This window comes from Kitasatospora sp. MBT66, from assembly GCF_000710405.2.
Classification (GTDB): domain Bacteria; phylum Actinomycetota; class Actinomycetes; order Streptomycetales; family Streptomycetaceae; genus Kitasatospora; species Kitasatospora purpeofusca.
In genome coordinates, this window is record NZ_JAIY01000006.1 from 527,932 (window position 1) to 542,016 (window position 14,085).

Here is a 14,085-nt window from a genome sequence, read left to right on the forward strand (position 1 = left end):
CCCGCCGCGCCGACCCCGCCGCCGGCCGCCGGCCCGGTCGACCCCCGGCTCGCCATGGCCTCCGCCCCGCCGATGCCGCAGAGCGCGCCCCCGATGCCCCCGGCCCCACCCGCCGCGCCCTCCCTCACCAAGGTCACCCTGGACAAGGGCCGGGTCAGCCTCACCAAGGGCGGCTCGGTCTCGCTGGAGAAGAACGGCAAGCCCTTCCTCTCCTCGATCCGGATGGGTCTCGGCTGGGAGCCCGCCGGCCGCGGCCGCAACATCGACCTCGACGCCTCCTGCCTCGCCTTCGACGCCAAGCGCGAGAAGCTGGACACCGCCTGGTTCATGAAGCTGGGCATCTTCAACGGCGCGATCGCCCACTCCGGCGACAACCTGACCGGCGAGGGCGGCGGTGACGACGAGTCGATCACCGTCCACCTCAACGGCCTGCCGCCGGAGGTGTGCGGCCTGGTGTTCGTGGTGAACTCCTTCTCCGGCCAGAAGTTCACCGAGGTCAAGAACGCCTACTGCCGCCTGGTCGACGCGGGCACGAACCAGGAGCTGGTCCGCTTCGACCTCACCCACTCCGAGGCCCGCACCGGCGTGGTGATGTGCAAGCTGGTCCGCCAGTACTCGGGCGAATGGGTGATGACCGCGATCGGCGAGTACGTCGACGCCAAGACCGCCCGCGCGATGGTCAAGCCGGCCGCCTCGATGCTCTGACGGCCGGTCGGGCGGCGGGAGAAAACGACTGGACCTCCCGCCGTCCGCCGCGCATCATGTCCGGATGCTGATCAGGGAAGCCACCACCGAGGACTGGCCGGGCATCTGGCCGTTCTTCCACTCCATCGTCGCCGCCGGCGAGACCTTCACCTACCCGCTCGACCTCGGCTTCGAGCAGGGCCGGGAGTGGTGGCTGCTGCCCGAGCCGCACCGCACCGTGGTCGCCGTCGACGAGGCCACCGGCGCGGTGCTCGGCACCGCCAAGACGAACCGCAACCAGATGGGCAACGGCGGCCATGTCGCCAGCGCCAGCTACATGGTGGACCCGGCGCACGGCGGCCGGGGCATCGGCAGGGCGCTCGTCCTCGACAGCATCGACTGGGCCCGCCGGTCCGGCTACCGGGCCGTCCAGTTCAACGCCGTGGTCGCCTCCAACGAGCACGCGGTGAAGCTCTACGAGTCGCTCGGCTTCACCGTCGTCGGCACCGTCCCGGAGGCCTTCCACCACCCCGTGCACGGCTACGTCGCCCTGCACGTCATGCACCTGGCGCTCTGAAGCCGCCCTCCCCCGGACTTTCCGCCTACTCCTCGATCGCCCCGCCGACCCGCCGCAGGTGCTGCCGGAAGCTGTACCCCGGGTCGGCGGCCCGGCGCTCCAGGAACTCGTCGAACGACGTCTGCCGCCGCAGCGTGTCCCCGGAGCGGATCCGCTCCGCCTGCGACCGCTCGGTCCTGGCGATCCCGGCCGCCGTCTCCAGCACCTCGTCCAGCCGCGCGCCCGGCACGAACAGCACCCCGTCCGCGTCCGCGAACACCGCGTCCGCCGCGCTCACCAGGTGCGGCCCGAACCTCGCCGTGGCCAGCGCCTCCGGCTCCCGCGCGTCCAGCCGCAGCGGACCGAGCGGCAGGCTGCCGTAGCTGAACACCGGCAGCCCGATCTCCACCAGCTCCGGCGTGTCCCGGTGCAGCCCCCACACCACCACGCCGGCGATCCCCGCCGCCCGCGCCTCCAGCACGGCGAGGTCCCCGACGCACGCCTCGTCCGTCCGCCCGCCGTTGTCGATCACCAGCACGTCCCCCGGCCCGGCCGCGCCGTACGCCTCCAGGAACACGTCCACACTCCCGTAGTGCCGCACCGGCAGCACCCGCCCGGCGACCCGACCCCCCGGCACCACCCCCACCACCCCGGCCGGCGCCACCCGCAACCCCACCCCCACCCGCATGCACGCATCCGCCACCAACGGCGTGGACAGCTCCGCGAACCGCTTCAGCACCATGCCAACTCCTCGCTCACACGCCAGAGTTCACCAGCACGAAGATCCTACGCCGATCCCCCCTCCCGCCATCGAGTGAAATCCCGCCACACCCGGCCCGGCCCCCGCACGGAGCACCCCCGGACGCACGACGGCCCGGGTCCCCCCATCGCGGAAGGGGGACCCGGGCCGGGCGGTTGCCGCGGGGGTCAGCCGCGGGTGGCCATGGCGCGCAGGAAGAAGGTGAGGTTGGCCGGGCGCTCGGCGAGGCGGCGCATGAAGTAGCCGTACCACTCCTCGCCGTACGGGAGGTAGACCCGCATGGTGTTGCCCTCGGCGGCGAGGCGGAGCTGCTCCTCGGGGCGGATGCCGAAGAGCATCTGGTACTCGAAGGAGTCCCGCTTGCGGCCGTTCCACTCGGCCAGCTGGCCGGCGATCTTGATCATGTTGGGGTCGTGCGAGGCGATCATCGGGTAGCCCTCGCCGGCCATCAGGACCTTGAGCGCGCGGACGTACGCGAGGTCAACCTCGTGCTTGCCCTGGAAGGCGACCGACTCGGGCTCCTTGTAGGCGCCCTTGCACAGGCGCACCCGCGAACCGGGGCCGGAGAACTCGCGGCAGTCGGCCTCGGTGCGGCGCAGGTAGGCCTGGAGCACGACACCCAGCCAGGGGAAGTCCTGGCGCAGCTCGCGGGCGATGGCGAGGGTGGAGTCGGTGGTGGTGTGGTCCTCCATGTCGAGGGTCACCGTGGTGCCGGCGTCGGCGGCGGCCTCGCAGATGCGGCGGGCGTTCTCCAGGGCGATCTTCTCGCCGTCCACCGGGAGGAACTGGCCGACGGCCGAGAGCTTGACCGAGACCTCGGCGCCGGCGGCCAGGCCGGTCTCCTTGAGCGCCTTGAGCAGGTGCTCGTAGGCCTCGGCGGTGCCGGCGGCCTGGGCGGAGTCGCGGGTGTCCTCGCCGAGGTGGTCCAGGGTGACCTTGCGGCCGGTCGCGACGAGGTCGTCGCAGGCGGTGACGGCGTCGTCGAGGGCCTCGCCGGCGACGAAGCGCTCGACTATCGCGTGGGTCGGCGGGAACTTCTCGACGACGGTGCGGACCTGGGCCGAACGGGAGGCGGCGAGGAGGGCGGAACGGAGCATCGTGACTCCTGGAGCTGGTGTTTCCAAGGGGTGGCAGAAAGGGACGGGCGGCGGACCGAGGGGGGTGGTCGGTCCGCCGCCCGTGGGGACGCCGCCCGGCTGCGGGGCCGGGGGGCGTCAGGGGACCGCGTACGGGTCCCGGTGGGACGGTCAGCCCATGTGCGGGTAGCGGTAGTCCGTCGGCGGGACGAAGGTCTCCTTGACCGAGCGGGTCGAGGTCCACCGCGCGAGGTTCTGCTTGGCGCCGGCCTTGTCGTTGGTGCCCGAGGCACGGGCGCCGCCGAACGGCTGCTGGCCGACGACCGCGCCGGTCGGCTTGTCGTTGATGTAGAAGTTGCCGGCCGCGTTGCGCAGCTTGAGCATCGCGTGCTGGACGGCCTCGCGGTCCTGGGAGATGATCGCGCCGGTCAGGGCGTAGTCCGAGACCGACTCCATCTGGGTCAGCATCTCGTCGTACTTGTCGTCCTCGTAGACGTACACGGCGAGGACCGGGCCGAAGTACTCGTCGCGGAAGTACTCCGAGGCCGGGTCCTGGCAGACCAGCACGGTCGGCCGGACGAAGTAGCCCACGCTGTCGTCGTAGGTGCCGCCGGCCAGGACCTCGACCTGCGGGTCGGCCTGGGCGCGGTCGATCACGGCCTTGTTCTTGGCGAAGGCGCGGTCGTCGATGACGGCGGACATGAAGTTCGACAGGTCGGTGACGTCGCCCATGGTCAGGCCGTCGACCTCGGCGCGGAAGTCGTCCTTCAGCTCGGCCCAGATCGAGGCCGGGACGTAGGCGCGGGAGAGCGCCGAACACTTCTGGCCCTGGAACTCGAAGGCGCCGCGGGTCATGGCGGTCTTCAGCACGGCCCGGTCGGCGGACGGGTGGGCGACCAGGAAGTCCTTGCCGCCGGTCTCGCCGACGATCCGCGGGTAGGTGCGGTAGCCGGAGATGTTGTTGCCGACCTCGCGCCACAGGTGCTGGAAGGTGGCGGTGGAGCCGGTGAAGTGGATGCCGGCCAGCGCCGGGTGCTTCAGCGCGACGGCGGAGACGTCCAGGCCGTCGCCGGTCACCATGTTGATGACGCCCTTGGGCAGGCCGGCCGCCTCCAGCAGCTGCATCAGCAGGTGCGCGGAGAACTGCTGGGTCGGCGAGGGCTTCCACAGCACCACGTTGCCCATCAGCGCCGGCGCGGTCGGCAGGTTGCCGGCGATGGCGGTGAAGTTGAACGGGGTGATCGCGTAGACGAAGCCCTCCAGCGGGCGGTGGTCGCTGCGGTTCCACACGCCGTCCGAGGAGATCGGCTGCTCGGCCATGATCTGGCGGGCGAAGTGCACGTTGAAGCGCAGGAAGTCGACCAGCTCGCAGGGGGTGTCGATCTCGGCTTGCTGCGCGGTCTTGGACTGGCCGAGCATGGTGGCGGCGGCCAGGGTCTCGCGCCAGGGGCCGGCCAGCAGGTCGGCGGCGCGCAGGAAGATCGCGGCGCGGGAGTCGAAGGAGAGCGCCTGCCAGGCCGGGGCCGCGGCCAGGGCAGTGTCGATGGCCTCCTGCGCGTCCGCCTGGGTGGCGTTGCGCAGGGTTCCGAGCCTCGCCGCGTGGTTGTGCGGCTGGACGACGTGGAACTCGGTGCCGCCGCCCATCCGGCGCTCACCGTTGATCGTCATGGTCAGCTGGACCGGCTCCTGGCCGCCCAGCTCCTTCAGCTTCGCCTCCAGGCGGGCCCGTTCCGGGCTGCCGGGGGCGTAGCTGTGGACCGGCTCGTTCACCGGCGCGGGGACCTGGGTCACAGCATCCATGAGCGCACGCTCTCCTTCGTTCCTTGCGGGGGATGCCGACGCGGATCGCACGACGGCCACATGACGAACGCTATTCCTGCATCAGGGGTCGCTTGATTGGCCGGACGGCTAAAATCATCCGGACGGCGTTGTCCGACCGGATGAAGGATTCGGACGAAAGCCACCCTTCGGCCACCCACCGGCCACACCGGACCCACCTCGGACCCACCTCGGACCCACTCCCGGTTCACTCCCGACCCGCCACCGGCCACGGCGGCGGCCGACCCCCGCCGCCCGTCGGACACCTTTGAGGAGGCCCGATGACCGCCCCCGGCCTCCCGCTCCGGCAGCTGCTGATGTCCCTGGGCGAGCCGCTGGTCGAGCTCCAGACCGCCCCGCAGGGCCTCGACGTCCCGGTCCGCGACGTGGCCATCCTCGACCCCGAGGACCCGCCCACCGCCGCCCCGGGCGAACTCGTGCTCGCCATCGGCGCCCGCGGCCGGGCCGCCCTCCCGGCCCTGCGCGCGGCCGGCCGGGCCGGGGCCGCCGCGGTCGCCGTCAAGCTGGACGCCCCCGGCCAGGCCGACGCGCTGCGCGAGGCGGCCACCGAGGCCGGCGTGGCGCTGCTCTCGGTGCGCCGGGAGACCCGCTGGGAGCACCTCGACTCCCTGGCCCGGGCGATCATCGCCGGTCCGGACACCCCGGACGCGCCCGGCTCCCCCGAGCACAACGCCGGCGACCTGTTCTCGCTCGCCCAGACCGTCGCCGTGCTCACCAACGGCATCGTCTCGATCGAGGACACCTCCAGCCGGGTGCTCGCCTACTCGCGCTCCTCCGACTCCGACGAGGTCGACGACCTGCGCCGGCTCTCCATCCTCGGCTGGCAGGGCCCCGAGCCGTACCTGTCAAAGCTCCGCGAGTGGGGCGTCTTCCAGCACCTGCGCACCTCGGACACCGTGATCGCGGTCGACCCGCACCCGGAGCTCGGCCTGCGCCGCCGGCTGGCGATCGGCATCAGGACCGGCGCGCAGCCGCTCGGCACGATCTGGGTGCAGGAGGGCGCCCGGCCGCTCGCGCCGCTCGCCGAGCAGGCGCTGGTCGGCGCGGCCCGGGTGGCCGCGGCCCAGCTGGTGCGCCGCCGCCGGGAGCTGTCCGCGGACGTCCGGCTCACCCGGACCCTGGTCACCGGCCTGCTGGAGGGCTCCACCGGCCCGCAGTCGCTGGCCACCCACCTCGGCCTCGACGTGCGGCGCCCGGCGACCGTGCTGGCGTACAGCGCGGGCACCACCGAGCAGCTCACCCGGGCCGAGGTGACCGGCCTCATCTCGGTGCACACGGCGGCCCGGCACCGCGCCGCGCTGCTCGCGCCGATCGAGTCCCGGGTGTACGTGCTGCTGCCCGACCTGCCCGCGAACCTGCCGATGGCCACCGTGCGCGGCTGGGCTCAGGAGGTGGTCGAGGCGGCCAGGGACCACCTGGGCGTCCGGCTGCGGGCGGCGCTCGGTTCGACCGTGGAGGGCCTCGCCCAGGTGCCGGACTCGCGCGCGCAGGCGGACCGGATCCTGGACGCGATGGGCCGCGGCGGGGTCGACCTGGAGGTCGCGGCGCTGATCGACGTCCAGGCGGAGGTGCTGGTCAGCGAGGTGCTGGCGCTGCTCCAGGAGCGCGACGGCCTGCGCGACCCGCGGCTCACCGCGCTGACCTCCTACGACCGCAGGCACGGGACCAGGCTCGCCGAGTCGGTGCTGGCCTGGCTGGACGCGCTGGGCGAGGTCCGGGTCGCGGCGGACGCCCTGCACATCCACCCGAACACCCTGCGGTACCGGGTCCGCCGGGCCGAGCAGCTGACCGGGATCGACCTGGCCCAGCCGCAGCAGCGGCTGCTGGCGATGCTCCAGCTGCGGCTGCCGGCCGACTCCTGACGGCACCCCCGTACGTCCCGGGCCCGTACGTCCCCGGGGCCCGTACGTCGGGCACGCGAAAGGGGCCCGCCGAAGCGGGCCCCGATCACTCACTCGCGGTCAGCTCACTGGCCGTAGCCCTGGCCGCGCTTGTGCTCGTTCAGGCGGTGCCACGGGCCGGTGATGGCCAGCTGGATGCCCGGGGTCTGGATGTTGGCGAAGAGGGTCTTGCCGTCGTCCGAGAAGGTGACGCCGGTGAACTCGCTGAACTCGGGCTTCTCGGCGGTGCCGATGTTCAGCTCGTTGCGGGCGATCGGGAAGGTCAGGCCGTCCTCGGTGGCGCCGAACAGGTGCGAGACACCCTCGCCGTCCTCGGCGATCACGATGCCGCCGTAGGGCGAGACGGTGATGTTGTCCGGGCCGTCGAAGTTGTCGTGGTCGCCCCAGACGTCGGTGTTGACGCCCAGCAGGACCTTCAGGGTGATGGTGCGGCGGACCGGGCTGTAGAACCAGACCTGGCCGTCGTGCTGCAGCGGGCTCTCCGAGCGGGCGAAGCTGGAGACGAAGTAGAAGCCGCCGTCACCCCACCACATGCCCTCCAGCTTGCGGGCGCGGGTGACCTCGCCGTCCTTGAACTGCTTGCGGACGGAGACGGTCCTGGCGTCGCGGTCCTGGACCTTGACCCAGTCCACGCCGTAGGTGGTGCCGACCTTGGTGGCGCGGGACAGGTCGTCGATGAACTTGCCCTGGGCGTCGAAGACCTTGAAGGCCTCCAGCACACCGGCGTCGGCGGCCAGCTTGCGCAGCTGGTAGCGACCGTGCTTGAAGCCGGCCGGCGGGGTCCAGCGGAAGAGCAGGCCGTTGGGGTTCGAGGCGTCCTCGGTCAGGAAGACGTGACCGCGCTTCGGGTCGACGACGACGGCCTCGTGGGCGTAGCGGCCGAAGGCCTTCACCGGCTGCGGGTCGCGGTTGTAGTCGTCGTCGAACGGGTCGACCTCGAAGATGTAGCCGTGGTCCTTGGTGAAGCCGTTCTTGCCGGCCTTGTCCTCGGTCTCCTCGCCGGACAGCCAGGTGCCCCACGGGGTGACGCCACCGGCGCAGTTGGTGGCGGTGCCGGCGATGCCGACCCACTGCTCGACCGTGCCGTTGGCCTTGGCGTGCACGATGGTGCAGCCGCCGGCCGCGCCCGGGTCGTAGACGTGGCCCTCGGTCAGCGGGACCGGGTTGGGCCAGTTGGCGCGGGCGCCACCCAGCTCGTGGTTGACGACCAGCAGGTTGCCGCCGCGCTCGTCCTCGAACGCCGAGGTGCCGTCGTGGTTGCTCGGGGTGAACTCACCGGTGCGCAGCTTGGTGACGCCGGCGCGGTTCACGACCTTGTACTTGAAGCCCTTGGGCAGGGCGAGCAGGCCGCCCTGGGTGTCGGCGACCAGCGGGCCGTAGCCCACGGCGAGGCGCTCGGCCTCGGCGGCCTCGGCGGCCGGCGCCTCGCCACCGGCAGGAGCGGCGATCGCACCCGGGGCGGTGGCCAGGGCCTCCGCGCTGCCGGCGATCAGAACACCGGCCCCGACGAGGGTGGAACGGTTGACGAAGTCCCGACGGGACAGCGACATGGCAGTCACTCCTGAAGGCTGGGGAGCCGACCGGGCGGACCCGGTGCGCGGCGTGCGAGGTGTCGAGAACGGTCGTCGACGCCCAGCAGACTCCGCCCGCCCGGTGAACACCCGGTAAAGGGGACACCGCGTCAGAGCGGCCATTTGCCGACCGTATTCGAACCTATGACTCAACTTTTGCCATGTACCCACAGGTCACACCACCGGCCGGGCCCCGGCCACCCCCCGTTCGGCCCCCGGGAGGGCCGCCGTTCAACCGGCCCGCCGCCCGGCCGCCTCAGCGGCCGGCCCGCGCCACCCGCCACTGCTCCCAGGCCGCCAGCCACAGCTGCTCGCCCATCCGGTGGTGCTCCCCGCGCTCCCCGTCCCGCACCCGCTCCCCGGCCCGTACCCGCTGCCAGGCCAGCTGGGCCGGCAGACTCGCCACCTCGCTGGCGAACACCGAGTACCGGATCGACTCCTCCACCGCGGCGTCGCCCTCCGGCGTCCCCACCACCCAGTGGGTCAGCTGGGACAGCCGCCGGAGCTGCTCGACCATCGCGGCCACCGCCTCCGCCGCCTCCGGCCTGGTCTCCGAGGCGAGCCGCATCTGCTGACGCACCGCCGCCTCCCACCGCAGCGCGCCCGCCTCCGCGCGCGCCCCCCGCAGCGGCCGCGGCGGCCGCCCGGACCGCAGCCGGGCCTCGACCGCGGCGGCCTCGCTGATGCCGTGCGCGATCACCTCCCGGTGCGCCTCCAGTCCGGTGACCGGGGCCAGCTCGCGCCGCTCCACCGGCAGGCACCGGCCGCGCCGGGCGGCCAGCTCGCGCAGCAGCTCGGTGCGGCCGCGCAGACAGCTCTCCGGGTCCTGGATCCGGGCCAGCTCGACGCCGCCCGGCGGCACCCCGCGCCCGCAGACCGTCACGGTCAGCCCGTCCACCCGGAACCGGCCCGCCCAGACCGGCTCCCCGCCGCCCATCGGGCAGCAGCCGGGCAGCGGCGCGCCGGACCACAGGCCGCGCCGGTCCTCGTGCACCTCGACGGCGTGCGCCCGGCCGTCGACGGTGATCCACTCGCGCAGCGCCCTGACCCGGCCCGGGGTGTCGCCCTCGTCGACCCCGAGCTGCTCGTAGACCCGGTCGCGCTCGTCCTCGACCACGTCCTCCAGCTCGGGCAGCGGCTCGTACCGGTCGGCGCCCGGCCGGTGGGTGCGCACGGTGACGTAGGGGCCGGCCGCCGAGGTCCAGTCGCCGGTGCCGACCTCGACCCAGCCGGGAACGGGATCCGCGCCGCCGCCGAACGCGACCAGCGCGACCGGACCGCCCGGTCCCGCCGCGGGCACCACGCCGTACAGCGGGAAGTCGGCCGCGGCGAGGGTCCGGCGGGCGAGGTCCTCCTGACCGCCGAGGAACTCCTCCAGGTCGCCGACCCGGCACTCGCGCGGACAGTCCCCCGGGCGGCCGCACGGGTCCACCGTGCCCGCACCGTCCCCGTACCGACCGCTCCGACCGCCTCCGCTCGCCCGCGTCATCCCGCGCCGCACCCCCTGTCCTCGCCGTTCCCGCCGTGCCGTAGACCCCGGCAACGATACGTGGCCCGACCTGCCGGGTCATCAGGCCCTTTGCGCGCCCGGCCGATCCGCCGCCGGGCGGGCGGCCACCGGGCACCGTCCCGCCCCCGTCCTCCCCCGGAGGGCCTAGTCCGGCCCTCGTCCGGCGCGCGTCCGGCCCTCGTTCGGCCCGCGTCCCGCCCTGTCCCGCCCTGTTCCCGCCGGACAGCCCTGCCCGGGGCGCCGCTGTCGGTCCCCCTCCCTACGCTGGCGGCATGACAGCAACCACGGACTTCCCGGCCCGGCTCAGCATCGTCACCCTCGGCGTGACCGACCTCGACCGCAGCGCCCGCTTCTACGAGGCGCTCGGCTGGCACCGGTCCGCCGCCTCCAGCCCGGAGATCGTCTGGTTCCGCACCGCCGACTCGGTGCTCGGCCTCTTCCCGCACGACGAGCTGGCCGCCGACGCGGGCGTGCCGTCCGCGGGCGAGCCGGCCTTCCGGGGCGTCACCCTCGCGGTCAACCTGGAGTCCCCGGCCCTGGTCGACGCCGCGCTGGCGACGGCCGTGGAGGCCGGCGCCGTGGTGGTCAAGCCGCCGGCGCCGACCGGCTGGGGCGGCTACTCCGGCTACTTCGAGGACCCGGACGGCCACCTCTGGGAGCTGGCCCACAACCCGTTCTTCCCCTTCACCGAGGACGGCTCGCTCGACCTGCCCCGCTGAGCCCCCGCCCGCCGTACCGGGCACCAGCGGGGGCTTGCGGCCTCAGCCCTTGGAGCGCGCCTTGAACGCCGCCTTGCGGGCCTCCTTCGCCACCGCCCGGTCCGGGTGCATCTCGCCGACCGCCTCCAGCACGTCCGCCGTGTACGGGTGGTCGACCCGCCACAGCTCGCCCAGGTAGTCCGCCGGCTCCTCCGTCACCGGCAGCTCCGCCACCAGCTCGCGCAGCTGGTCCGGATCGCCGCCGGTGTCCAGCAGCTGGGCCGCGAAGGCGTCGACGACCGTCCACAGCGCCGTCGCGCGGTCCGGCGCGGGCACGTCCACCGCGCCCAGCGCGACCAGCCAGGCCGCCGCGCCGCCGCCCAGCTCCGGATCGCCCAGCACCTCCCGCACCGCCGGTTCGGCGGGCGCGCCGAGCAGGGTCAGCGCCGAGTGGCAGAGCATCCGCCGCATCGGGGCGTACGCGTCGCTGCCGCGCGCCGCCTCCAGCAGCTCGCGCGCCGCCGCCACCGGCTCCCGACCTTCGATCCAGACCTTCAGCTCCTCCTCGGGCAGCACATTGGCGGCCTCGCTGACACCGCGGAGCAGCGCGGCGGCGTCCCCCTTGGCCAGATCGCCGACCAGCGGCGCGTCGTAGCCGTCCTCCAGCAGCCACTGGCGGATCCCGTACTGGCCGAGCGGGGTGAGCCGGACCAGCCCGAACCGGGCCGACTCCGCCTCGTCCAGCTCCGCCGGCTCGCCCTCCGCCCCGGCCCCGGCCGCCTCCTCGCCCTCCTCCTCGTCGAAGAGCTCCGGGTCGATCGGCCGGTAGTCCAGCAGGCCCAGCTCGGAGAGGTCGGCGAGCATCGGGTCCAGGGCCACCATCACATCGGTGATGTCGCCCAGCAGCTCGTCGCTCGGCTCCTCGCCCTCGGGGACGACCAGCAGCGCCGCCAGCACGCCCAGCGGCACCGTCTCGGTGCCCGGCTCGGCGAAGGCCGTGGTCTCGTAGAGCACCTGCAGCGCCTCGTCGAGCAGCTCGGCGGCCTCGTCCCTGGCGTCCTCGACCTCGCCGAGGCCCTCCTCGTCCGCCTCCGCCTCGGCGTCCCCGTCGTCCTCCCCCTCCAGCTCCTGGGAGTCCGCCTCCACCGCCAGCTCGCGGACGATCCCGGCGGCCGTCAGCCACAGCTCCAGGACGGTCTCGGGGTCGCCCTCCTCGGCCGGCTCCAGGTCCGGGCCCGGGACGGCGACGTGCTCGCCGGCCGCCGTGGTGCCGATCTCGACCAGGTCCAGGTCGCAGGCGAGCGACCAGGCGCGCATCGCCTCGACCACCGCCTCCTCCGGGACGTCCCCCTCCTCGGGGGCGAGGCCGAGCAGCCGGGCGGCCGGGAGCCGGTCCGGGGCGGTGAGGTCGCCGAACTCGTCCACCGCTCGGTGCGGGGCCGCCCAGCGGGACAGCCGCAGCGCCCAGTCGAACATCGGGACGGCCTTCGCCAGCGCGGCCAGCTCCGGTTCGGCCGGCAGCCGGACCGGCGGCACCAGCACCGCCGCGTCGTCCAGGTCCTCGTCGTCCAGTCCGTGCGCGGCGAACGCGCCGTACAGATCCTGCAGCTCCAGGTCGGCGGGCAGCACCGCGCCCTCGCCCGGGGTCCCCGCCGCCGAGGGGCCGGCGTTCCTGCGACGTCGTGCGGCCATCGTTGCGCGTTCTCCCTACACCGAGCTTCACCGAGCACCATCGGGCTGCACCGAACGGTCAGCCGGGCCGGACCGCGGAGATCACCTCCGTGTACCGGCCCACTACCTCAGCGTATAGGCCGGGCACCCCCGATGCCCGGCCTCAAGGGGCGCGCGCCGCGAGCGCGCGCCCACCCCTTATCCTTCGAAGTCGGTACCGCGCACAACCCCGCGCGCACCGACGGGCAACGTAGCCCCGCTCTCGCTCACCTGCACCACCAGGGAGCCCGCACCGAGGCCACCACCACAGCGCCCAGGACGGGCGCGCCGGCACACCCCGCCGACCCGCGTGGTGCCCGGCCACAGGAGACCCCTGCCATGGCGGACCTCTCCCCCGCCGGCTCCGGCCTGCGCACCGCGCAGCTCGACGGACGCCGACTGTCGGAGGCCCTGCTTCCCCTGGAGCTCGCGCCCCGCGCCCAGCTCCGGCTCGCCGCGATCAGCCGCTGGAACGCGCTGCGCGGTGTCCGCGTCGGCCTCGTCGGCGCTGCCCTGCTGCTCATGCTCATCGGCGCCAATCTGGCGACGCCGATCTACTCGCTGCTCCAGCAACAGCTGCACCTGACCGCGCTGGACACCACCGTCCTGTTCGCGATCTACGTGTTCGCACTCGTCCCGGTACTGGCCGTGGTCGGCCACTGGTCCGACCACCTGGGCCGCCGCGCCCTGATCCTGCCCGCCGTGGCGCTGTCCGCCGTCGGCGACGTCGTGTTCGCCACCTCCGGCAGCTTCTGGCAGCTCGCCGCCGGCCGCGCCGTCCAGGGCATAGCCGTCGGCCTGACCACCGGCGCCGCCGGGGCCGCCCTCGGCGACCTGCTGCCCGACCGGCCGACCCTGGCCGCCAAGATCACCCTGGCGTGCTCGGCCGGCGGCGTCGCGCTCGGCCCGGTGGTCGGCGCCCTGCTGGCGGGCGGCTCCGACCCGCTGCTCAGCCCGTTCCTGCTGCACGCCATCGCCCTCCTCGCGCTCTGCGTGCCGCTGGCCCTGGTCCACCCCCGGATGCCCGGCCGCAACCGCCCGCCGGCCGACCCGCCCCGGATCACCACCCCGGCCCACCTGCGCCCGCAGCGCCTGCGGCTGCCGCACACCGGCCGCCGCGAGTTCCTGCTCGCCGCCACGGCCGGGTTCATCTCCTACGCGGTCTTCGGCGTCTACCTCAGCCTGGCCCCGGCCTTCGCCACCAAACTGCTGCACACCGACTCCAAGCTGATCGGCGCCGTGGTCGCGGCCCTCCTGCTCGGCTCCTCGGCACTCGTCCAGCTGCTGGTCCCGCCGACCGCCGACCGCGTGGTCATCGCCCTCGGCATGACCGGTCTGGCCGCCGGCTTGGCCCTGGTCGTCACCGCCGGGTACACCGGCACCCCGGCGCTGCTCTTCATCGGCAGCGTCCTCGGCGGCGCCTGCCAGGGCATCGCCTTCCGCTCCCTGTTCACCACCGCCGTCGGCGCGATGAACCCGGAACGGAGGGGCTCCGAGCTCTCCTCCCTCTGGGTCATCGTCTACCTCGGCTCCTCCCTCCCCATCGTCGCCGTCGGCGCCCTCGTCCAGTCCTACGGCCTCCTCCCCGCCGTCAGCGGCTTCGCGATCCTCGCGGCCACCCTCTGCGCCGCCCTGGCCGTCGCCGTCGCCCGCAAGCCCCGACAGCCCGCCTGACAGCCACGCACACCGAACGCCGCTGCCCGGGACTCCCTCCGAAGCCCCGGGCAGCGGCGTTTTTGCGCATCGTCCGCTTCGTTGGGAAGTTCTCCCGCCGTTCCCC

At 73.9% G+C, this 14,085-nt stretch carries 11 protein-coding genes; 5 read left to right on the plus strand and 6 right to left on the minus strand.

Features of this window, described 5'->3' with window-relative positions; all coding sequences use genetic code 11:
• A partial coding sequence (locus tag BI06_RS45480; RefSeq protein WP_043468542.1) for a TerD family protein occupies positions 1-705 on the plus strand: 705 nt, incomplete at its 5' end.
• 64 nt (positions 706-769) lie between these two features.
• On the plus strand, positions 770-1,261 hold the full coding sequence (locus BI06_RS14875) for a GNAT family N-acetyltransferase (protein WP_043468544.1): 492 nt from the start codon (positions 770-772) through the stop codon (positions 1,259-1,261).
• Between the two features lie 25 nt (positions 1,262-1,286).
• On the opposite strand, the gene BI06_RS14880 is transcribed toward BI06_RS14875, so the two are convergent.
• The 3 genes from BI06_RS14880 to pruA all read right to left on the minus strand — a co-directional run bounded on the left by BI06_RS14880 (position 1,287) and on the right by pruA (position 4,876).
• Entirely contained in the window at positions 1,287-1,982 is a 696-nt protein-coding gene (locus tag BI06_RS14880; protein WP_369826123.1) for an RraA family protein, read from the minus strand.
• A gap of 185 nt (positions 1,983-2,167) precedes the next feature.
• Complete coding sequence (locus BI06_RS14885; RefSeq protein ID WP_030394929.1) at positions 2,168-3,097, minus strand: proline dehydrogenase family protein; 930 nt, start codon at positions 3,095-3,097, stop codon at positions 2,168-2,170.
• A gap of 150 nt (positions 3,098-3,247) precedes the next feature.
• Positions 3,248-4,876, minus strand: a complete 1,629-nt coding sequence (gene pruA, locus BI06_RS14890) for an L-glutamate gamma-semialdehyde dehydrogenase (protein ID WP_030394930.1) — start codon at positions 4,874-4,876, stop codon at positions 3,248-3,250.
• A gap of 299 nt (positions 4,877-5,175) precedes the next feature.
• Between pruA and BI06_RS14895 the strand changes: the two genes are divergently transcribed.
• Positions 5,176-6,777 carry a CdaR family transcriptional regulator gene (locus BI06_RS14895; protein ID WP_043468546.1) on the plus strand — a complete coding sequence of 534 codons (1,602 nt, stop codon included), beginning with the start codon at positions 5,176-5,178 and terminating at the stop codon, positions 6,775-6,777.
• A gap of 104 nt (positions 6,778-6,881) precedes the next feature.
• Here the strand turns inward: BI06_RS14895 and BI06_RS14900 are convergent, their stop codons facing one another.
• Both BI06_RS14900 and BI06_RS14905 read right to left on the minus strand, forming a co-directional pair.
• Positions 6,882-8,366, minus strand: coding sequence for an alkaline phosphatase PhoX (locus tag BI06_RS14900; protein WP_030394932.1), 1,485 nt, complete (start codon positions 8,364-8,366; stop codon positions 6,882-6,884).
• A gap of 277 nt (positions 8,367-8,643) precedes the next feature.
• On the minus strand, positions 8,644-9,819 hold the full coding sequence (locus BI06_RS14905; RefSeq protein ID WP_043468548.1) for a hypothetical protein: 1,176 nt from the start codon (positions 9,817-9,819) through the stop codon (positions 8,644-8,646).
• 350 nt (positions 9,820-10,169) lie between these two features.
• On the opposite strand from BI06_RS14905, the gene BI06_RS14910 reads away from it, so the two are divergent.
• Positions 10,170-10,616 carry a VOC family protein gene (locus BI06_RS14910; protein ID WP_030394934.1) on the plus strand — a complete coding sequence of 149 codons (447 nt, stop codon included), beginning with the start codon at positions 10,170-10,172 and terminating at the stop codon, positions 10,614-10,616.
• A 42-nt stretch (positions 10,617-10,658) separates the two neighbouring features.
• On the opposite strand, the gene BI06_RS50790 is transcribed toward BI06_RS14910, so the two are convergent.
• On the minus strand, positions 10,659-12,287 hold the full coding sequence (locus BI06_RS50790) for a hypothetical protein (protein ID WP_158516434.1): 1,629 nt from the start codon (positions 12,285-12,287) through the stop codon (positions 10,659-10,661).
• A 357-nt stretch (positions 12,288-12,644) separates the two neighbouring features.
• On the opposite strand from BI06_RS50790, the gene BI06_RS14920 reads away from it, so the two are divergent.
• Positions 12,645-13,979 carry an MFS transporter gene (locus BI06_RS14920; protein ID WP_051741067.1) on the plus strand — a complete coding sequence of 445 codons (1,335 nt, stop codon included), beginning with the start codon at positions 12,645-12,647 and terminating at the stop codon, positions 13,977-13,979.
• Positions 13,980-14,085 lie beyond the last annotated feature (106 nt).

Excerpts from the sequence above, each read along its gene's own strand:
- BI06_RS14875 (WP_043468544.1), top strand. The coding sequence starts at position 770 with ATGCTGATCAGGGAAGCCACCACCGAGGACTGGCCGGGCATCTGGCCG.
- BI06_RS14880 (WP_369826123.1), bottom strand. The coding sequence starts at position 1,982 with ATGGTGCTGAAGCGGTTCGCGGAGCTGTCCACGCCGTTGGTGGCGGAT.
- BI06_RS14885 (WP_030394929.1), bottom strand. The coding sequence starts at position 3,097 with ATGCTCCGTTCCGCCCTCCTCGCCGCCTCCCGTTCGGCCCAGGTCCGC.
- pruA (WP_030394930.1), bottom strand. The coding sequence starts at position 4,876 with ATGGATGCTGTGACCCAGGTCCCCGCGCCGGTGAACGAGCCGGTCCAC.
- BI06_RS14895 (WP_043468546.1), top strand. The coding sequence starts at position 5,176 with ATGACCGCCCCCGGCCTCCCGCTCCGGCAGCTGCTGATGTCCCTGGGC.
- BI06_RS14900 (WP_030394932.1), bottom strand. The coding sequence starts at position 8,366 with ATGTCGCTGTCCCGTCGGGACTTCGTCAACCGTTCCACCCTCGTCGGG.
- BI06_RS14910 (WP_030394934.1), top strand. The coding sequence starts at position 10,170 with ATGACAGCAACCACGGACTTCCCGGCCCGGCTCAGCATCGTCACCCTC.
- BI06_RS50790 (WP_158516434.1), bottom strand. The coding sequence starts at position 12,287 with ATGGCCGCACGACGTCGCAGGAACGCCGGCCCCTCGGCGGCGGGGACC.
- BI06_RS14920 (WP_051741067.1), top strand. The coding sequence starts at position 12,645 with ATGGCGGACCTCTCCCCCGCCGGCTCCGGCCTGCGCACCGCGCAGCTC.